We start from the raw sequence: 18,158 nt of genomic DNA, 5'->3' as shown, positions 1-18,158 counted from the left end.
ATCCCTGCATCCACTGTACGAAGGTCCGGGCCGCCGGGCCTGTCTAGCGGGCGCGCTCCACCCGGCGCTCGTCCCACACCGGCTCCGGGGTCTCGCGGACCCGGCCGTCGGTGCCGAAGACCAGGTAACGGTCGAAGGCACGGGCGAACCAGCGGTCGTGGGTGACGGCGAGCACCGTACCGTCGAAGGCCTCCAGGCCCTCCTGGAGTGCTTCCGCGGACTCCAGGTCGAGGTTGTCGGTCGGCTCGTCGAGCAGCAGTGCCGTTACACCCTGTAGCTCCAGCAAGAGGATCTGGAACCGGGCCTGCTGGCCGCCGGAGAGCCGCTCGAAGGTCTGTTCGGCCTGGTTGGTCAGCTCGTAGCGGCGCAGCCGGGACATCGCGGCGCCCCGGTCCTGGGAGTGTTCCGTCCACAGGATGTCGAGGAGGGTACGGCCCTGCAGCTCGGGGTGGGCATGGGTCTGGGCGAAGTGCCCGGGTACCACCCGCGCGCCCAGCTTCCACTGACCCGTGTGCGCCACCTCCTCCCCGGCCAGCAGCCGCAGGAAGTGCGACTTGCCGGAGCCGTTGGAGCCGAGGACGGCGACCCGTTCGCCGTAGAAGACCTCCAGGTCGAAGGGTTTCATCAGGCCGGTGAGTTCGAGTCCCGCGCAGGTGACGGCCCGCAGGCCGGTACGGCCGCCGCGCAGCCGCATCCTGATGTCCTGGTCGCGCGGCGGCTCCGGGGGCGGCCCGGCCTCCTCGAACTTGCGCAGCCGGGTCTGCGCGGCCGCGTACCGGGACGCCATCTCGTGGGAGACGGCGGCGGCCTGGCGGAGGTTCAGCACCAGCTTCTTCAGCTGGGCGTGCTTCTCGTCCCAGCGGCGGCGCAGTTCCTCGAAGCGGGCGAAGCGTTCGCGGCGGGCGTCGTGGTAGGTGGCGAAGCCGCCGCCGTGCACCCAGGCGTCGGCGCCGGTGGGCGAGGGCTCCACGGAGACGATCTTCTCGGCGGCGCGGGCGAGGAGTTCCCGGTCGTGGGAGACGAACAGGACCGTCTTGCGGGTCTCCTCCAGCTGCGCCTCCAGCCAGCGCTTGCCGGGGACGTCGAGGTAGTTGTCCGGCTCGTCGAGCAGCAGCACCTCGTCGGTGCCCCGGAACAGGGCCTCCAGGACCAGCCGCTTCTGCTCGCCGCCGGAGAGGGTGCGCACCTGCCGCCACTGGGCCTTCTCGTACGGCACGCCGAGCGCGGCCGTCGTGCACATGTCCCAGAGCGTCTCGTGCTCGTAGCCGCGCACCTCGGCCCAGTCGGCCAGTGCCTGCGCGTAGCGGAGCTGGGCGGCTTCGTCGTCGACGGTCATGATGCCGTGCTCGGCCCGGTCCACGGCCTGCGCGGCCTCCCGGATCCCGGGGGGCGCCACCGACACCAGCAGATCACGCACGGTCGTCTCGTCCCGTACGGAGCCCACGAACTGGCGCATCACGCCGAGCCCGCCGCTCACGGTCACGGTGCCGCCGTGCGGCTTCAGCTCGCCGGAGATCAGCCGCAGCAGGGTGGTCTTGCCGGCGCCGTTGGGGCCGACCAGAGCGACGGCGGCCCCCTCACCGACCCGGAACGACACGTCGCCGAGCAGGGCCCTCCCGTCGGGGAGGTAGTACTCGAGGTGCGCGGCTTCCAGGTGTCCCATGGTCAGGGATTCTGCGCGGCACGGCTGAGATAGGGCAAACCGTTATCGGCGCGACGTCTTCGGCCGCGGGTCCGGTGGGGGCTGGTCGCGCCCCCCCCGCCGCCCCCGCCGCAAAACGCCGCCCCCCCGACACCCGACCACCCCCCGGGGCAACAACCCCCACCCCCGCCGCCCCCCGTCGGGCGCGCGGGGGGGGGGGGGGGCGCCCGCCCCCCCCCCGCCCCCCGGCCCCCCCCCCCCTCGGCCCCCGCGACGCAGTCACTCCGCGGCGGACTCCACCCGCTCCCCCGTCGGCCCGCTCTCCCCCGCCGGTTCCACGATCGCGCCCTCCCAGGACACTGCCTTCCAGCCGTCGGCCGGGGAGCCCTCCAGGATGACCACGCCGGTGTTGTCGAGGGGGCGGGCGGCCGCGAAGGGGACGTCGACGTTGTCGGCGCGGGCCGCCGTCCACAGCCGGATCGCGGCACCGTGGCTGATCACGGCGACCGTCCGGGCGCCGCTCGCCGCGGCCTCGGCGATCACCGCGTCGTAGCGGGCCAGCGTCTCGGCCCCGGTCTCCCCGCCGGGCATGCGCAGCGCGGTGTCCCCGCCCGCCCAGGCGAACACGGTCCGCATGTACTCCTGGCCGCGCTCGGAGTGGCCGGGCAGCAGCTCCAGGTCGCCTGCGGAGACCTCGCGGATGCCGTCGCGCACGATCGGGGCCAGGCCGCGGGCGGCGGCCAGCGGCGCGGCGGTGAGCTGGGTGCGGGTCAGCGTGGAGACGTAGAGCACCTCGATGTCCTCGCCGGCGAGGACCGCGGGCAGGGCCGCCGCCTGCTGCTCGCCAAGCGCGGTCAGCCCGGGGCCCGGTACGCCGGTGTCGAGCAGGAAGTCGACGTTGGTCGGGGTCTGCCCATGGCGTATGAGGAGCAGGCGCATCCAGGGGTCCTCTCACTCGACCGCACCGGGTACCGGCACGAAACAGCCACTTCAGGGTAACCGGACCCCCATGAGTCCAGACGTTGACCTGACCGTCCTGAAGCCCGGCCGGCACGCGCTGCGCGACCGGCTGCTCGCTCTCGACCTGAGGCTGTTCGAGGTGGCCGCCGAGCGGAACTGGCCGTTCGCCGAGCCGGTGCTGCCCCGGCTGAGCCGCAGTGCCAACCACGGCGTGCTGTGGTTCGCGGCGGCGGCCGCGGTGGCCGCGTCCCGCACCCCCCGGGCCCGCCGCGCCGCCGCCCGCGGCCTGGCCTCGCTCAGCCTGGCCTCCCTGGCCATCAACACCCTCGGCAAGCGGTCGGTGCGCCGGCCCCGGCCGGTCCTGGACCCGGTGCCGGCGGCGCGGCACCTGAAGCGGCAGCCGATCACCACCTCGTTCCCCTCCGGTCACGCCGCGTCGGCGGCGGCGTTCGCGGCCGGGGTCGCCCTGGAGTCGCCGGGGTGGGGCGCGGTGGTGGCGCCGGTGGCGTTCTCCGTCGCGATGTCCCGGGTCTACACGGGCGTGCACTTCCCGAGCGATGTGCTCGCGGGTGCCGCCCTGGGCGTGGGCGCCGCGTTCGCGATACGCCGGCTGGTGCCGACCCGGGGCCAGATCGGGCCGCCGCCCCGGCCGCGTGCGGAGGCCCCGGCGCTGCCCGACGGGGAGGGCCTGGTGGTGGTGGCCAACCAGGCCTCGGGCAGCTCCGACCGGGTCCGGGCGCTGCACGCCGAGCTGCCGAAGGCCGAACTGGTGGAGTGCGAACCGGACCAGGTGCGGGCCGAGTTGGAGAAGGCGGCACTGCGGGCGCAGGCGCTCGGGGTGTGCGGCGGCGACGGCACCGTGAACGCGGCCGCCCGGATCGCGCTGCGGCACGGCCTGCCGCTCGCGGTGCTGCCCGGCGGCACCCTCAACCACTTCGCCTACGACCTGACCGTGGAGGGCGGCCGCGGTCTGGGCCGCGCGGTGCGCGACGGCGAGGCGGTCCGGGTGGACGTCGGCCGCTTCGCCTGCGACGGCCAGGAGGGCATCTTTCTCAACACGCTGAGCCTCGGGGTGTATCCGGAGCTGGTGCGCGAGCGGGAGCGCTGGGCGCACCGCATCGGCGGCCGGCCCGCCGAGGTGCTGGCGGCGCTGCGCGTGCTGCGCACCGACCGGCATCCGCTGGAGGTCGAACTCGGCGGCTCGGCGCACCCGTTGTGGCTGCTGTTCGTCGGCAACTGCGTCTACCACCGGATGGGCCTGACGCCGGGCCGCCGTACCGACCTGGCGGACGGGCAGCTGGACGTACGGGTGGTGCACGGCGGCCGGCATCCCGCGCTGCGCCTGCTCTCCGCCGCCGTCGCGGGCCCGCTCTCCCGCTCCCCCGCACACGCGGAGGTGCGGGTGAGCCGACTGCGTCTCACCGGCCTCAAGACCGGCACCCCGCTCGCCTACGACGGTGAAGTCACCGACGTGAAGGGCGAGGTGACGGTGGACAAGCTGCCGGAGGCGCTGACGGTCTACCGGCCGCACTGACGGCACGTCAGTCCATATCGTAAAACGCGGATCTCATTATTCGGCATGCGGGCGTAGCGTTGCGGATACCGCGGGACGGGGCCGTCCGGCCCCTTCCGCCTGGTGTGAAGCGAAGGGGCTGGGCCATGTCGAAACCACAGGAGACCGCCGTCTACACGCACGGGCACCATGAGTCGGTGCTGCGCTCCCACACCTGGCGCACCGCCGCCAACTCGGCGGCCTATCTGCTCGGTTCGCTCAAGCCCCACATGAGGATCCTGGACATCGGCTGCGGCCCCGGCACGATCACCGCCGACCTGGCCGAACTGGTCCCCGACGGCCGGGTCACCGGCGCCGACCAGGCGCCGGGCATCCTGGAGCAGGCCCGGCAGACCGCCGCCGGGCGCGGGCTGACGAACGTGGACTTCACGGTCGCCGACGTGCACGCGCTGGACTACCCGGACGACACCTTCTGCGTGGTCCACGCCCACCAGGTGCTCCAGCACGTGGGCGATCCGGTGCAGGCGCTGCGCGAGATGCGCCGGGTCACCAAGCCCGGCGGCTTCATCGCCGTACGGGACTCGGACTACGCGGCGATGACCTGGTACCCGGCGGTGCCGGGCCTGGACGACTGGCTGGAGCTGTACCGGCGGGTGGCCCGGGCCAACGGGGGCGAGCCGGACGCCGGGCGGCGGCTGAAGTCCTGGGCGCTGGCCGCGGGACTGACCGACATCACCGCCACCTCCGGCACCTGGACGTACAGCACGGCCGAGGAGCGGGCGTGGTGGGGCGGGCTGTGGGCGGACCGCACCGTCACCTCGTCCTATGCCGAGCGGGCCACGGAGGGCGGCCACGCGACCACCGGGGAACTGCGGGCCGTCGCGGGGGCCTGGCGGGAGTGGGCGGCACAGGACGACGGCTGGTTCGCCGTTCTGCACGGAGAAATTCTCTGCCGTAAGTGAGTCTGATCCGCGGAATTCGGGAAACACGGATCGCCAGGAGGTCAGACTATGGTTCCCATTCTGCTGGTACTGCTTCTGGTGCTGATACTTTTCGGTGCCGGATTCGCGGTGAAACTGCTCTGGTGGATCGCGCTCGTCGTGCTGGTGCTGTGGCTTCTCGGATTCCTGGTCCGAGGCACGAACGCCACCGGTGGCAGGGGTCGCTGGTACAGGTGGTAAGGCCACCGCCGGTGGCTGATTCACTCGCGCGGCAACAGCGGTGACAGCGGCCCGGGGTCCGGATTCAGGACCTCGGGCCGGGGGGGGGGGGGGGGACCGCCCCGCCGGGGGGGGGGGGGGGTGTGGGGCGCGGCGGGGGGGGGGTGGGCGGGCGGGGTGCGTCTTGGTGTGGCCCGGACGCCGGCGGGCGGGGGTTTTACGCGCGCGGCCTCCCCGCGGCGGGCGGCGGGGGGGGCTGTGTCACCCCCCCCCCCCCCCCCCTGCCCGTCACCGTCCCCGAGCCGGGCAGCTTGAAGAGGTCCGGCGGATCGAGGCGCTCGTGCAGGGCGAGGTCGCCGGTGAACGAGTAGAACGAGTAGGCCGCCCAGGGTCCGCTGAGTTCCACGCGTATTCCCGGCACCTCGCCCTTCGTACGGTCCACCAGTTCCACGAATTCCTCGCAATTCGCGCGCGCCACCAGATAGGCGGCGTCGAGCAGATTCTTCTCCGGAACTCCGGCCGGCACCTCGCTCTGCGGAGGGTGCAGCCGGAAATCCTCGGCGTGCCGGGAAAGCCGCTCGTGCAGGGCACGGGCGAATTTCCCGGCGGATGCCTGATCCGTCTCGGGCGAGTCGGGGCCGGCGTACAGCGTGACGCCCCACTCGACCCTGCCGTCGAGCCGGTCGAGGGCGTACAGGAAGTCGGCCTCGCAGGCCTCCATCATGGTCCGCACACCGCTGTCGTCCCGGAAGACCGTGCCCGGCCGCAGCGGCAGCGGGGTGGTGACCGTGGTGAGCGCGTCGACCACGCCCTGATGGGCGCGGGCGGTCGCGGCCAGCCAATCCTGGTCCGCCAGATGGTCCCGCAGGGGCGCCTCGGCGAAGTCACCCTCCGGGACCGTACTGACGACGGCGACCAGACCGTGGTGCCTGAGCAGCCCGGGCGGGACGCCGGCCACGCCGGTGAGCTGGGACTGCAGGGCCGCCTCGAAGGGACGGCAGACGGCGTACACGTACCGGAGTCCGGCCTGTCCGCTCATGGCCCCTCCTCTCGTCGCGGTCCGCGCCGGGCCGCCGGCGCCACGACCATCCCGTCGTCGCCGGTCATCGCACGATCGCCTCCTCGACCAGCAGCCGGCCGGCCGCCGCGATCGCCTCGGCATCGATGCCCGCCGCGTGCAGCTGCTGGTCGGGCGCGGCCGAGCCCGGCATGGTCCGCACGGCGAGCCGTACCAGGCGCGGTACCGGCCGGCCGTCCGCGAAGGCCTCGGCGACCGCGTCGCCGAGCCCGCCCTCCTCGTGGTGGTCCTCGACGGTGACCAGACAGCCGGTCTCCTCGGCGGCCAGGCGCAGGGTCTGCCGGTCGACGGGCTTGACGGAGTACAGGTCGACGACCCGGATCCGGATGCCGTCCTCGGCGAGCGCGTCGGCGGCCTTCAGCGCCTCGTGCAGGGTGACCCCGGCGGCGACCACGGTCAGCCGGTCCGCGTCGGAGGAGCGCAGCACCTTGCTGCCGCCCACCGGGAACTCCTCGTCCGGTCCGTAGATCACCGGTGCCGCACCGCGCGAGGTGCGCAGATAGCGGATGCCCTCGAGACCGGCCATGGTCGCGACGAGCTTGGCGGTCTGGTTGGCGTCACAGGGGTACAGCACGGTCGAGCCGTACACCGAGCGGAACATCGCCAGGTCCTCCAGGCCCATCTGGGAGGGCCCGTCCTGGCCGATCGAGACGCCCGCGTGCGAGCCGACCAGGTTGATCCCGCTGCCGCTGATCGCGGCCATGCGGACGAAGTCGTGGGCCCGGGTGAGGAAGGCGGCGAAGGTGGCCGCGTACGGCACCCAGCCGCGGGTGGCCATACCGACGGCACCCGCGACGAGTTGCTGTTCCGCGATGTAGAACTCGAAGTAGCGGTCGGGGTGTTCCTTGCCGAAGAACTCGGTACGGGTGGAGTCGCCGACCTCGCCGTCCAGGGCGACGACGTCGGCGCGGGCGGTGCCGAGCGCGGCCAGCGCCTTGCCGAAGGCATCGCGGGTGGGAACCTCGTCCCCCTTGTCGTAGCGCGGGAGTTCGAGCGCGCCGGTGGGCACGGAGTGCAGGGCACGGGCCGCCGGAGGTTCCTGCACATGAACGCGGAGGTCCCGCATTCCGCCCAGTTCGGCGATGGCCTCATCGGCGTCCGGCAGCGGCTTGCCGTGCATGCCCTCGCGGTCCTCGACGGCGGCGACGCCCCGGCCCTTGCGGGTACGGGCGAGGATCACGGTGGGCTGGCCCGCGGTGGCCGTGGCCTCGGCGCAGGCGCGGTCGACGGCGTCCACGTCATGGCCGTCGATCTGCACGGTGTGCCAGCCGAAGGCCTGGAAGCGGCGGGCGTAGGCGTCCAGGTCGTGGCCGTGCCGGGTGGGTCCGCGCTGGCCGAGCCGGTTGACGTCGACGATCGCGATGAGGTTGTCGAGGTGCTCGTACCCGGCGTGCTCGGCGGCCTCCCACACGGAGCCCTCGGCCAGCTCGCTGTCGCCGCACAGCACCCAGACCCGGTACGGGCCGTGCTCCAGCCGCTTCCCGGACAGCGCGATGCCGATGCCGACCGGCAGGCCCTGGCCCAGCGAGCCGGTGGCGGTCTCGACCCAGGGCAGCCGGCGCGGGGTGGGGTGCCCCTCCAGATGGGAGCCGAGCCTGCGGAAGGTGAGCAGCTCGGCGTCGTCGATGGCACCGACCGCCTTGTAGGCGGCGTACAGCAGGGGCGAGGCGTGGCCCTTGGAGAGGATGAAGCGGTCGTTGCCGGGGTGGGCGGGCCGGTCGAAGTCGTAACGCAGATGCCGGGCGAGCAGGACGGCCATCAGATCGGCGGCGGACATCGACGAGGTCGGATGCCCGGACTCGGCCGCGGCGGCCGCCCGCACGCTGTCCACGCGCAACTGCTGGGCGAGTTCGACGAGTTCGGCGGTGTTCATGAGACTCCTTCGGAGGGAGTGTCCGTAGCGGTTCCGGGGGCGTTCGGCAGCTCCGGCGCGTCCGTGTCCGCCGTGCCCGGCGGCGCCGGCCAGGGCCGTACGGGACCCGACCGCGCCGGGGGCCTCCGATGCGGATACGGAAGATGGCCGGCGGAGTGGGTCAGCGTGACGTCGGCACGGTTCCGGGCCGGCCACGCGGGGGTACGGCCCGCGCGGCCCCCGGCCGACCCGGCGCCGGCGGTCACGATCCGGGGTCGACGGCTCACGGTGCGCCTCCGGGAATGCGTCTGGGTTCCGAGGCTTCCCACGTAACCGTAGGCGGGCCCGCCAAACGCCGCCCGCCGAGAGCGCCCCGCGAGGGGTGCGCGGCACCGCGCGACCTGCGCGCACCGGGCGGTGCCGTCTCCTCGGCGACGTCAGGCGCGACGAGGCGGCACGTCCTGGCCGGCGTCGGGCGTGATCGGTGTGACCGGCGTGATCGGCGGCACCGGCGGCTGCGCCGGCATGGGCGGGTACGGCAGCCCCAGCCCGCCGGGCGGCCCCGCGGGCGCCGTTCCGCCGATGACCCGCCGGGGAGCGTGCGGCCGACTGGGCCGGCCGGCCTCCCTCAGCAGGTAGGCGACCGTACCCAGGATCCCCGCGGTGACCAGCGCCGCGGCCCACCCCGGCAGCACGCTCGCCAGCGCCAGGCCCACGGCCGACGCCACCGCCGCACCGGCGTACAGGGCGACCGCACCGGAGGCGCCGTACAGCAGAGCGGCCCGCCGCCGTTTGCGGCCCTGCCGGCGCAGCTCATCCCGTACGGTCTCGCGTGCGACCTGGGCCAGTTCGTCGACGAGGTCCTTGTCCAGATGTTCGAGATGATCGAGATGTTCCATGCGGGCCGGGTACCCGGACGCGAAAAGCCGTAACAGGAGATCGCCGGAGGCGGCGTCTTCCCACCCGGCGCCAACTAGGCTCGTCGCATGGAGATTCTGGGCGCCTCCCTGCGCATCTGCGTCGACGACCTCGAAACCGCGATCCCGTTCTACGAACGCCTCTCCGGCGGCAGAGCCCTCCGTTTCGAACGCGGGGGCGTCCAGGTCGCCGCGGTCGGCTCCTTCCTTCTGATGAGCGGCCCGGAGGCGGAGCTGGAGGTGCTGCGCAAGGTGACCGCGACGATCGCGGTGCAGGACGTCGACGCGGCCCACCGGTTGCTGGACGACCTCGGCGCCCGCATCCTCGCCGGACCGGTCCCCACACCCGCCGGCCGCAACCTGCTCGCGATGCACCCCGACGGCTCGGTCTTCGAGTACGTCGATCAGCAACCGGCCTGATCAGGGGTTCCGCGGCCGCATCCGGAAGTCGTACCGACCGGGCAGCGGCTCGTCACCGAGCCGCGCCCACAACCGGCCGACGACATCGGCCCCTTCCCGCAGGTCGGCGACCTCGAACCCGTCCTCGAACACGGCCCGGGCCGCCGCCCGCCGCCCCTCGGCGAGCAGCAACTCCGCCTCCAGGAGCCGGAACCGGCCACGCTCCCGGGTGGCCGGGGGCAGCGCCTCCCAGACGGTGCGGGCGTCCGCGACCCGGCGTACCCGCAGCAGCGCTTCGAGGGCCTCCCGGCCCAGCGCGGCAGCGGCCGCCGTCCAGGCCTCGCCGTCGTCACGGCGTTCCCGGCACAGGTCGTCGAAGGCGTCGGCGTACCGCTCGGCGGCCCGTTCGTGGTGCCCGTACTCCTGGTCGGCGACCGCGAGACAGCGCAGCAGCGGCCACAGGGAGGGTGCGAGCTGGAGGGCCCGCTCCCAGCTGCGGACGGCCTGGGCCCGGTCGCCGGCGTGCCACTGGGCGACGCCGAGGTGGTACTCGGTGTGCGGGGTCGCGGGGGCCGTCTCCAGCATGTCCCGCCAGTGCGGGGCGACCAGGGTGGGCCCCGGCGGCCTCACCCGGCGCGGTTCGGGCAGCGTGCCGGTGTGCAGCAGTTCCCGCCAGGGCGCCTGCTCCTCGCCGAGCGTCGACTCCGCGAACGGTGTGCCGGGCAGCTTCCAGTCCGTGCGCAGGACTTCCAGAGCGCCCCAGCCGGATCCGGTGGCGAGGATCTCGCCGGGTGCGGTGTCGGCGTACGGCTGCCAGGCCACGTACGCGGCGTCGAGCACCGTGCGGGGCAGGGCGTCCTCCAGCGGCTCCGCCACCGCCGCCGCCACTGTCGCCGCCGCCACTGTCGCCGCCACCGTCGCCGGCGATACGGACAGCGGCCCGTACGCCTCCAGCCAGGAGACCTCGCTCTCCGCCTCCAGGCGGACGTGTTCCAGCTGGGTGCGGGCCAGCCCGGCCTGGATCTCGCGGTAGCCGCCGGTGCCGGGTCCGCCGAGCCATTCCTGCCAGCGCCGGCCGCCGGGGCCCGAGCCCCACACGAACAGCTTCCGGCCGCGCAGTTCGTCGGTCGAGGTCTGCACCAGCCCGTGTCCGTCCGCGTCCAGGGCGGCGATCCAGCGGCGCCGGCCGTCCGGCAGGTCGTAGAAGTAGTCGGTGGCGTAGGGGTGTCGGGTGTCGTACGCCGGAACGGGCACCCGGCGCAGCCGGCGTTCGGGTCCGAACTCCCAGGCCTCCTCGGCCGCCACCACGACCCGGCGGTCCTCGGGCACGGCCGTGTTGGACCACCAGTACAGCGGCACCGGGCGTTCGTGCGGATTGCGGACGCGGACGCCGACGTACAGGAAGTCGGAGCCGTCCGGCAGCCACAGGTCGACCTGGAAGGGCAGGTCGCGCAGCCGCTCCCACTCCCACAGCCGGAGCATCTCCCCGCCGTCGGGGGCGGGGACACGGGCCGCGTGCAGCGGGGCGCAGGAGAGGGTGGTGTGGCCGGTGGCACCGATGTTCCATTCGATGCCGCCGGCGTACCAGGCACCGTTGAGTGCGAGGTTGGCGGGCTGGAACACCGGGTTGCGGTAGAGGAGTTCACGGCCGGTGGGCAGGTGGACGAGGGAGGCGACGCGGCCGCCGAGGCCGGGCAGGACGGTGGCGCGCAGCCGGTCGTTTTCGATCACGAGCGCGTCGAGGGCGCGGGGCGCGCGGGTTCTGCCGTAACCGTCGCGGATCCGTACCGGGAGGAGGCTGCGGAGCGGTTGGTAGCCGAGCTGCCGGGCCATGTCGGCGGGGAATTCGTCCCGTTCGCGCTCGTCGACGCGGTGCAGCTCGTCGAGGGGGCGGAGCGGGGGCAGCGGGTTGTCCGGGCCCAACTCCGCCGCAGGCAGGGTCAGTACCTCACGTCGGATCCTGGTCACGATCGCCATGGAACCCGGCGCGGGACGAGCTGGCCAGGGGAGCTGCCGGTCAGGATTGCGCAAAGGCCGGGCCGCCGGGGCCTGTCCGGCGGATCGTGCCCTGCCCCGGATCAGCGCATCTCGGCCGTGATCGCCCACCGCTCGTGGTCCCGCCAGGCCCCGTCGATGTAGATCATGTTCGGCGAGAACCCCTCGAGGCGGAACCCGGCGCCGCGCGCGAGCGCGATGGAGGCGGCGTTGCCGGGCTGGGCGTTGATCTCCAGCCGGTGCAGCCGCATCGGCCCGAAGGCGTGGTCCACGACCAGCCCCATCGCCTCCCGCATCAGCCCGCGCCCGGCGGCGTGCGCGAACACCCCGTAACCGAGGGCACCGCACTGGAAGCCGCCCTCGACGATGTTGTTGATGTTGATGAACCCGGCGATCGCCCCACCATGCTCTCCGCTGTCCTTCTCGCAGACCAGGAACCCGGCCTTGCTGCGGTCCTCGATCAGCCGGCCCGCGTAGCCGGCGTAGGCCGCGTCCGTGGCGGGCGGGAACAACCAGGGCTGGTGGAGGTCCTTGCTCTCCCGGGCCCGGGCGATGAACTCGGCGCCGTCCTCGTAGGTGAAGTGGCGGATGCCCACGCGAGGGCCCTCGGCGAGAAAGCGGGAAGCGATGTGCGGCATCCCGCCAGCCTACGCAAAGCCGGCTGCGGCGCGCCGGTCACCGGCCAAGGCCGGGCGCTCCGAGGGCTTCGGGCTCACGCGGCCAGGGTGCGAGCGCGGCCCCCGCACGGCGAGCGCGGCCGGCCGGGCGGTCTCAGCGCAGCGCCGGTTCCAGCAGCGTGAGCGTGCCCGCGTCGGCGTCCAGCTCGGCCGTGACGCCGAGCGGGATCGTCAGGGCGGACTCGCAGTGCCCGAAGCCGAACTCCTCCACGACCGGTACCCCAAGCCCGCCGAGCCGGTCGGCGAGCACCGCCCGCACGCCCTCGTACGGCCCGCACCGGTCCCAGGACCCGAGCAGGATCCCGGCGACGCCGTCGAGCCGGCCCGACCGCAGCAGCTGGGTGATGCTCCGGTCGAGGCTGTACGGCTGCTCACCCACGTCCTCCAGCAGGAGCAGCCCGCCGCGGGCGCCGGGGTGGGTGTGCGGCGTGCCGATGCCGGTCGCGAGCAGGCGCAGGCAGCCGCCGACCGTGACGCCCCGGGCCCGGCCGGACACCAGCGCGCCGCCCCGGCCGGTGATCGTGCGGACCGTCTCCGGGGCGAACAGGGTGGCCCGCAGGTGCTGCTGTGCCTCGGTGCTCTTGACGAAGTCGGCGCCCGCGGCCACCGGCCCGTACAGGGTGGCGAGCCCGAGCCGGGTGGCGAACGCCTCGTGCAGCACGGTCCCGTCACTGAAGCCGACGAACGCCTTCGGCCCGGCGGCCCGCATCGCCTCCCAGTCGAGCAGGTCGACCAGGCGCTGGGCGCCGTAGCCGCCGCGCGCGCAGAGCACGGCGGACACGGACGGGTCGCACCAGGCCCGCTGGAGGTCGGCGGCCCGGTCGGCGTCGGAGCCCGCGAGGTAGCCCAGCTCCCCGTCCTTGGCGAGCACATGGGGTGCCACCACGGGGTCGAGATCCCAGCCGCGCAGGATGTCGAGGCCCGCCTGCAGCCGCTCCTCCACCACCGGCCCGCTCGGCGCCACCACGGCGACCCGCGCTCCGGGGGCGAGCCTCGACGGCCGTACCAGCTCTGTCACTTCACCAGCTCCAACTCGGGGATGCCGGGCACATTCAGCCCGAACACCTGTGCATACAGGGCGAGTTCGGCCTCCAGGGCGCGAACCATGGTCTCGGCGCGACGGAAGCCGTGGCCCTCACCCGCGAAGGTGAGGTAGGCGTGCGGCACGCGCCGTCCGTCGAGGTTGGCGAGGAAGCGTTCGCACTGCACGGGCGGGCAGATCACGTCGTCCAGGCCCTGGAGCAGCAGGAAGGGCGCGGCGAGCCGGTCGGCGTGCTCGCTGGGCGAGCGTTCGACGTACCGCTCGGGGACCTCGGCCAGCGGCCCGATCAGTGACTCCAGGTACCGGGACTCGAAGTCGTGGGTCTCCCCCGCGCCCCAGCCGGTGAGGTCGAGGACGGGGTAGGCGATGGTGCCGCAGGCGTAGACGCCGGTGCCGGTCAGCGAGGCCGCGGCGGTCCAGCCGCCGGCACTGCCGCCCCGGATGGCGAGCCGGGCGCGGTCGGCGGTGCCCTCGTCGGCGAGGGCGAGGGCGACGGCCGCGCAGTCCTCGACGTCGACCACGCCCCACTGCTCGCGCAGCCGGTTGCGGTACTCCCGCCCGTACCCGGTGGAGCCGCCGTAGTTGACCTCCGCGACCCCGATGCCCCGGGAGGTGAAGTAGCCGATGGCCAGGTCGAGGACGAGCGGCGCCCGGCTGGTGGGGCCGCCGTGTGCCCAGACGACGTACGGCGGCAGCTCGCCGTGGGGGGCGGTGTGGCCGGGGTGGTGGGGCGGGTAGATGTGGGCGTGCACCTCGCGGCCGTCCGGGCCGGTGAAGGTGCGGACCCGCGGCTCGGGGTAGTAGGCGGGGTCGACCGGGTCGCGGTGGGCGGCGCCGACGACCCGGGCGCGGCCGCTCGCGGTGTCGAGTTCGACCACTTCGTACGCGGTGCGCGGGCCGGCGCCGACCGCGACGACTCGGGTGCCGTGCGCCGCCAGGGTGGGGGCGAACTCGGTCCAGGGTCCGGCGGCGTCGACGAGGTCACCGGATTCCGGGTCGAGTATCCCGAGTGCGGTCGCCCCCCGGCCGTGGACGACGGCGATCAGCCCGTTGTCCAGCGGGGCGAACCAGCGCTGGCCGAGCTTCCAGAGCGGCCCGGCGAACTCCTCCTCGCGCGGGGCGAGCGAAGCGAGATGGGGGTCCCCCCGCCCGGAGGGTGGGAGAGGGGTACCGTCGCGGTAGAGGTTCCACCAGCCGCTGCGGTCGCTCGCGTACAGGAGACGGCCGTCCGTCGACCATTCGACCTGGGCGATGGACTCCTCGGGGCCGCCCGCGACCGTGCGGAGCCCGTGCAGCACACCGTCGTCGCCGACCTCGCCGACCAGCAGTTCCGTGCCGTCCCACGGCATCCGCGGGTGGTCCCAGGCGAGCCAGGCGGCCCGCCGCCCGTCGGGTGAGAGGCGCGGGCCGGTCACGAACCGGTGCCGGTCGTCGGTGAGTTCGCGTACGGCGGCCCGGTCCTCGGCGGCCGATCCGTCCAGGGGTACGGCGGCGAGGACCCGCCGCAGATCGCCGGGACCGTCCCCGGTGAACTCCTCGAGGACGCACCAGACTTCGCCCCGGTCCAGCAGCAACCGCGGTTCGGCCCAGCGGAGTCCGGGCGGGGTCAGCGGGTGCGGCTCGGCACCCGGCTCACAGCGGTACAGCCGCTGGTCGTCGAAGTGGACGAAGACCAGCAGCGGTTCACCGCCGGCGGCGGGCACGGCACCGGCCCAGGGCTGTCCGCCGTACTCGATGACCCGGCTGCGGACGTTCCACGGTGCGGGCAGCACGGACTCCCGGGTACCGCCCCGTACCAGGGTCCGGCGCCCGCCCTCCCGCGGGCGGGGTTCGGTCCACCAGGGCTCGTCGCCGACGAAGCCCACCCACTCGGGGCTGCCGTCGTGCGCGGCTGCCAGGGCCGCGTCGATGGGCGAGGGCCAGGAGCCGTACGGCTTCGTCTCCACGATGTCTCCTATGCCGTACGCAGGAAGCGGTCCAGGACCCGGACGCCGAAGTGCAGGGCCTCGACGGGGACGCGTTCGTCGACGCCGTGGAACATGGCCTGGTAGTCGTAGCCCTCGGGCAGCCGAAGCGGTGTGAAACCGTAGCCGGTGATGCCGAGCCGGGAGAACTGCTTGGCGTCGGTGCCACCCGACATGCAGTACGGCACCACATGCCCCTCGGGCGCGAACTCCTCGACGGCGGCGCGCATCCGGGCGTACGTCGGTGAGTCGAGGGGCGCCTGGAGGGCGACCTCGCGGTGGTGGAACTCCCAGTCGACGTCGGGTCCGGTGAGCCGGTCCAGGGTGGCGCGGAACTCGTCCTCGGTGCCGTGCAGATGACGCCCGTCGACGAAGGCGACGGCTTCGCCGGGGATGACGTTGACCTTGTAACCGGCGTTCAGCATGGTCGGGTTGGCGCTGTTGCGGACGGTGGCCTCGACCAGTTTGGCGGCCGGCCCGAGCTTGTCGAGCAGTCGGTCGACCTCGGTGAGGTCGGGCTCGATGCCGTAGAGGGCGGCGAGTTCGGTGAGGGCGGCGGTGACCGTCGGGGTGAGCCGGAGCGGCCAGGTGTGCTCGCCGATGCGGGTGACGGCGGCGGCGAGCCGGGTGACCGCGTTCTCCTTGTTGACCTTGGAGCCGTGTCCGGCGCGGCCGCGCGCGGTGAGCTTCAGCCAGCCGGTGCCGCGCTCGCCCGCGGCGATGGGGTAGAGCTGCCGTCCGGTGCCGTCGTGGAAGGTGAAGGCGCCCGACTCGCTGACGCCCTCGGTGCAGCCCTCGAACAGCTCGGGGTGGTGGTCGGCGAGGAACCCGGAGCCGTCCTCGGCGCTGGCCTCCTCGTCGGCGGTGAAGGCGACGACGATGTCCCGGCGCGGCCGTACCCCCTCGCGGGCCCAGGACCGCGCCACGGCCAGGATCATCGCGTCCATGTTCTTCATGTCGACGGCACCCCGGCCCCACACGACCCCGTCGCGGATCTCCCCGGAGAAGGGGTCGACGCTCCAGTCGGCGGCCTGTGCGGGCACCACGTCGAGGTGACCGTGGACAAGGAGCGCGTCGGCCGACGGGTCGGTGCCCTCGATACGGGCGACCATGTTCGTGCGGCCCTCGGTCCGCTCCAGGAGGATCGGCTCCAGACCGGCTCCCGCCAGCCGCTCGGCCGCGTACTCGGCGGCGGGCCGCTCCCGGCAGTCGCCGCCGCCGAAGTTGCTGGTGTCGATCCTGATCAGCTCGGAGGTGAACCGGACCACCTCGTCCAGCGCCTGTTCGTCAGCCATACTGCTCCTCCACCGCGGCCGAGACGATCGTGGTGACCGCCTTGAAGGTGCGGATGCCGTCGTACATGGTCCCCTCGGTGTACGCCACCTTCCGCTCGCCGATCCGCTCCACGCCGGGGACGACGGTGGCGGAGAGGGCGAGGTGCTCGGCGTCGAACTCCAGGGCGACGGTGAACGGCCCGCCGGTCACGGGTTCACGACGCACCGCGAGCCCGGCCGCCTCCTTGGCGGCGGCACGGATGTCGGCGGCGGTCCTGGCGGGCGTGCGGCACTTGGCCGCGTACCGGGACACGTGGTCCTTGACGGCGACCTTGAGGGCCTCGGGCGCGTAGCCGAGGGCGTCCTCGCAGGCCAGGTCGTCACCGGTGACGAGGACGACCGGGACGCCGTACTCGGCGACGACATGCGCGTTGAGCAGGCCCTCGCTGGCGCGGACGTCGTTCAGCCAGACGCCGGTGATGGAGTTGGCGAGGTAGGTGTGGGCGAGGACGCCCTCCATGCCGGCGCCGGTGTGGTAGCCGACGAAGGCGATGCCGTCGACGTCGCCGTGCTGGACGCCCTCGACCATGGAGAGGGTCTTGTGGCGGCCGGTGATCATCTCGGCGCGTTCGTCGAGCTGCTCCAGGAGCAGGTTGCGCATGCTCCAGTGGGCCTCGTTGATGAGGACCTCGTCGGCACCGCCGTCGAGGAAGCCGAGGACGGCGGCGTTGACGTCCGAGGTGAACATCGACCGGCACCGCTCCCACTGCGGCGTGCCGGGCAGCACGTCACCGGGCCAGGTCACCCCGGTGGCGCCCTCCATGTCGGCGCTGATGAGGATCTTCATGGTGCTTCACGTTACGCGTCCGGGCGACCACGGGCCAGGAAGCAAGCCGTCGTCCTCCCTCGCACCCGACCGGCCCCGCACAGCCGTCCGTGGCGGTCAGTTCGCGCGCCCCGCCACCAGCCACTTCGACGGCAGCACGATCCGCTCGCCGTCCGGGGTGAACTCTGTCGTCGTCAGGGGCAGTTCGCCGCTCGCCAGGACCGTGAGGCCGGCGTTGCGCAGGTACTCGGGTACCGCGTCGTCGGCGACCTCGCCGGGGGCGATGCCGTGCCGGAAGATCGGGGCGAGCTTGGGCGGCGGGCCCGACGGGCTGTGGGCGAGGCCGCCGAGGATGGGGCCGGCGGCCTGGGAGAGCTCGACGAGGAAGGCCCGGCCGCGATCGCCGACGAGCGTGGCGACGGCGTCGGTCAACGGCTGCCGGTCGTCGGGTTCGCACTGGTGCAGCACGCCCCGCATATAGACGTTGGCGTCGCCGAGCTCGGCGTGCAGGGCCTCGGCCTCGGTCTTCTCGACCGCGTCCAGCTGCCGGTAGCGGGCCAGTCCGGCCGGGTCGGCGTGCCGGGCGTGTTCCAGGGCGGCCTCGGCGATGTCGGTGCCCAGCACCCGCGGGAAGCGGCCGACGAGGAAGCGGGTCTGGGTGCCGTTGCCGCAGCCGAGGTCGACCAGCGGCAGGCCGGGGTCGGTGAGGTGGGGCTCGAAGAGGGGGACATGGACCGCCGCGGTCACGCCCGGCTCGGCGTCCCAGAACACCGCCCCCGTCTCCTCGGGCGCCTCGCGCCAGAAGCCCTCCCAGGCGTCCCGGTATCTACTCGTCACGCTCATGCCCAACTCCCCAGGG

General features: G+C 73.7%; 16 protein-coding genes. 4 read left to right on the top strand and 12 right to left on the bottom strand.

Going from position 1 to position 18,158, the window contains the following annotated elements; genetic code table 11:
• Positions 1 to 43: 43 nt before the first annotated feature.
• The gene (locus ACWGJB_RS33935) at positions 44 to 1,663 is read right to left on the bottom strand and encodes an ABC-F family ATP-binding cassette domain-containing protein (protein WP_453383881.1); all 1,620 of its coding nucleotides are present in this window, start codon (positions 1,661 to 1,663) and stop codon (positions 44 to 46) included.
• Between the two features lie 258 nt (positions 1,664 to 1,921).
• Positions 1,922 to 2,581, bottom strand: coding sequence for a histidine phosphatase family protein (locus ACWGJB_RS33930; RefSeq protein WP_453383880.1), 660 nt, complete (start codon positions 2,579 to 2,581; stop codon positions 1,922 to 1,924).
• A 70-nt stretch (positions 2,582 to 2,651) separates the two neighbouring features.
• On the opposite strand from ACWGJB_RS33930, the gene ACWGJB_RS33925 reads away from it, so the two are divergent.
• The 3 genes from ACWGJB_RS33925 to ACWGJB_RS33915 all read left to right on the top strand — a co-directional run bounded on the left by ACWGJB_RS33925 (position 2,652) and on the right by ACWGJB_RS33915 (position 5,296).
• Positions 2,652 to 4,136 (top strand): phosphatase PAP2 family protein, encoded by a 1,485-nt coding sequence (locus tag ACWGJB_RS33925; RefSeq protein WP_453383879.1) that lies wholly within the window; start codon positions 2,652 to 2,654, stop codon positions 4,134 to 4,136.
• A 125-nt stretch (positions 4,137 to 4,261) separates the two neighbouring features.
• On the top strand, positions 4,262 to 5,077 hold the full coding sequence (locus ACWGJB_RS33920; protein ID WP_453383878.1) for a class I SAM-dependent methyltransferase: 816 nt from the start codon (positions 4,262 to 4,264) through the stop codon (positions 5,075 to 5,077).
• 48 nt (positions 5,078 to 5,125) lie between these two features.
• Positions 5,126 to 5,296, top strand: coding sequence for a hydrophobic protein (locus ACWGJB_RS33915; protein WP_360474850.1), 171 nt, complete (start codon positions 5,126 to 5,128; stop codon positions 5,294 to 5,296).
• A gap of 196 nt (positions 5,297 to 5,492) precedes the next feature.
• Here the strand turns inward: ACWGJB_RS33915 and ACWGJB_RS33910 are convergent, their stop codons facing one another.
• The 3 genes from ACWGJB_RS33910 to ACWGJB_RS33900 form a co-directional block, all read right to left on the bottom strand.
• Positions 5,493 to 6,314, bottom strand: a complete 822-nt coding sequence (locus ACWGJB_RS33910) for a GvpL/GvpF family gas vesicle protein (RefSeq protein WP_453383877.1) — start codon at positions 6,312 to 6,314, stop codon at positions 5,493 to 5,495.
• A 64-nt stretch (positions 6,315 to 6,378) separates the two neighbouring features.
• The gene (locus ACWGJB_RS33905) at positions 6,379 to 8,226 is read right to left on the bottom strand and encodes a transketolase (RefSeq protein WP_453383876.1); all 1,848 of its coding nucleotides are present in this window, start codon (positions 8,224 to 8,226) and stop codon (positions 6,379 to 6,381) included.
• Between the two features lie 416 nt (positions 8,227 to 8,642).
• Positions 8,643 to 9,104: a phage holin family protein gene (locus ACWGJB_RS33900; RefSeq protein ID WP_453383875.1), complete on the bottom strand. Its 462-nt coding sequence runs from the start codon at positions 9,102 to 9,104 to the stop codon at positions 8,643 to 8,645.
• 87 nt (positions 9,105 to 9,191) lie between these two features.
• Between ACWGJB_RS33900 and ACWGJB_RS33895 the strand changes: the two genes are divergently transcribed.
• Positions 9,192 to 9,542, top strand: a complete 351-nt coding sequence (locus ACWGJB_RS33895; RefSeq protein ID WP_450766165.1) for a VOC family protein — start codon at positions 9,192 to 9,194, stop codon at positions 9,540 to 9,542.
• Here the strand turns inward: ACWGJB_RS33895 and ACWGJB_RS33890 are convergent, their stop codons facing one another.
• The 7 genes from ACWGJB_RS33890 to ACWGJB_RS33860 all read right to left on the bottom strand — a co-directional run bounded on the left by ACWGJB_RS33890 (position 9,543) and on the right by ACWGJB_RS33860 (position 18,142).
• Complete coding sequence (locus ACWGJB_RS33890) at positions 9,543 to 11,498, bottom strand: DUF5107 domain-containing protein (protein ID WP_453383874.1); 1,956 nt, start codon at positions 11,496 to 11,498, stop codon at positions 9,543 to 9,545.
• Between the two features lie 101 nt (positions 11,499 to 11,599).
• Positions 11,600 to 12,154, bottom strand: a complete 555-nt coding sequence (locus ACWGJB_RS33885; RefSeq protein WP_453383873.1) for a GNAT family N-acetyltransferase — start codon at positions 12,152 to 12,154, stop codon at positions 11,600 to 11,602.
• A 133-nt stretch (positions 12,155 to 12,287) separates the two neighbouring features.
• Entirely contained in the window at positions 12,288 to 13,211 is a 924-nt protein-coding gene (locus ACWGJB_RS33880) for a S66 peptidase family protein (RefSeq protein ID WP_453383872.1), read from the bottom strand.
• The gene (locus ACWGJB_RS33875; RefSeq protein ID WP_453383871.1) at positions 13,208 to 15,181 is read right to left on the bottom strand and encodes an LpqB family beta-propeller domain-containing protein; all 1,974 of its coding nucleotides are present in this window, start codon (positions 15,179 to 15,181) and stop codon (positions 13,208 to 13,210) included. Before ACWGJB_RS33875 ends, ACWGJB_RS33880 begins: the two co-directional genes overlap by 4 nt.
• 8 nt (positions 15,182 to 15,189) lie before the next feature.
• Complete coding sequence (locus ACWGJB_RS33870) at positions 15,190 to 16,494, bottom strand: M20/M25/M40 family metallo-hydrolase (RefSeq protein WP_453383870.1); 1,305 nt, start codon at positions 16,492 to 16,494, stop codon at positions 15,190 to 15,192.
• Positions 16,487 to 17,320: a M55 family metallopeptidase gene (locus ACWGJB_RS33865; RefSeq protein WP_453383869.1), complete on the bottom strand. Its 834-nt coding sequence runs from the start codon at positions 17,318 to 17,320 to the stop codon at positions 16,487 to 16,489. Before ACWGJB_RS33865 ends, ACWGJB_RS33870 begins: the two co-directional genes overlap by 8 nt.
• Positions 17,321 to 17,416: 96 nt before the next feature.
• The gene (locus ACWGJB_RS33860) at positions 17,417 to 18,142 is read right to left on the bottom strand and encodes a class I SAM-dependent methyltransferase (RefSeq protein WP_453383868.1); all 726 of its coding nucleotides are present in this window, start codon (positions 18,140 to 18,142) and stop codon (positions 17,417 to 17,419) included.
• Positions 18,143 to 18,158: the final 16 nt, after the last annotated feature.

It is taken from the genome of Streptomyces sp. NPDC054813, from assembly GCF_053611365.1.
Note: the sequence above shows the minus strand (reverse complement) of the source record. Positions and strands in the feature narration are given on the sequence as shown.

Excerpts from the sequence above, each read along its gene's own strand:
- ACWGJB_RS33890 (WP_453383874.1), bottom strand. The coding sequence starts at position 11,498 with ATGGCGATCGTGACCAGGATCCGACGTGAGGTACTGACCCTGCCTGCG.
- ACWGJB_RS33905 (WP_453383876.1), bottom strand. The coding sequence starts at position 8,226 with ATGAACACCGCCGAACTCGTCGAACTCGCCCAGCAGTTGCGCGTGGAC.
- ACWGJB_RS33885 (WP_453383873.1), bottom strand. The coding sequence starts at position 12,154 with ATGCCGCACATCGCTTCCCGCTTTCTCGCCGAGGGCCCTCGCGTGGGC.
- ACWGJB_RS33870 (WP_453383870.1), bottom strand. The coding sequence starts at position 16,494 with ATGGCTGACGAACAGGCGCTGGACGAGGTGGTCCGGTTCACCTCCGAG.
- ACWGJB_RS33925 (WP_453383879.1), top strand. The coding sequence starts at position 2,652 with ATGAGTCCAGACGTTGACCTGACCGTCCTGAAGCCCGGCCGGCACGCG.
- ACWGJB_RS33930 (WP_453383880.1), bottom strand. The coding sequence starts at position 2,581 with ATGCGCCTGCTCCTCATACGCCATGGGCAGACCCCGACCAACGTCGAC.
- ACWGJB_RS33865 (WP_453383869.1), bottom strand. The coding sequence starts at position 17,320 with ATGAAGATCCTCATCAGCGCCGACATGGAGGGCGCCACCGGGGTGACC.
- ACWGJB_RS33935 (WP_453383881.1), bottom strand. The coding sequence starts at position 1,663 with ATGGGACACCTGGAAGCCGCGCACCTCGAGTACTACCTCCCCGACGGG.
- ACWGJB_RS33915 (WP_360474850.1), top strand. The coding sequence starts at position 5,126 with ATGGTTCCCATTCTGCTGGTACTGCTTCTGGTGCTGATACTTTTCGGT.
- ACWGJB_RS33860 (WP_453383868.1), bottom strand. The coding sequence starts at position 18,142 with ATGAGCGTGACGAGTAGATACCGGGACGCCTGGGAGGGCTTCTGGCGC.
- ACWGJB_RS33910 (WP_453383877.1), bottom strand. The coding sequence starts at position 6,314 with ATGAGCGGACAGGCCGGACTCCGGTACGTGTACGCCGTCTGCCGTCCC.
- ACWGJB_RS33900 (WP_453383875.1), bottom strand. The coding sequence starts at position 9,104 with ATGGAACATCTCGATCATCTCGAACATCTGGACAAGGACCTCGTCGAC.
- ACWGJB_RS33895 (WP_450766165.1), top strand. The coding sequence starts at position 9,192 with ATGGAGATTCTGGGCGCCTCCCTGCGCATCTGCGTCGACGACCTCGAA.
- ACWGJB_RS33920 (WP_453383878.1), top strand. The coding sequence starts at position 4,262 with ATGTCGAAACCACAGGAGACCGCCGTCTACACGCACGGGCACCATGAG.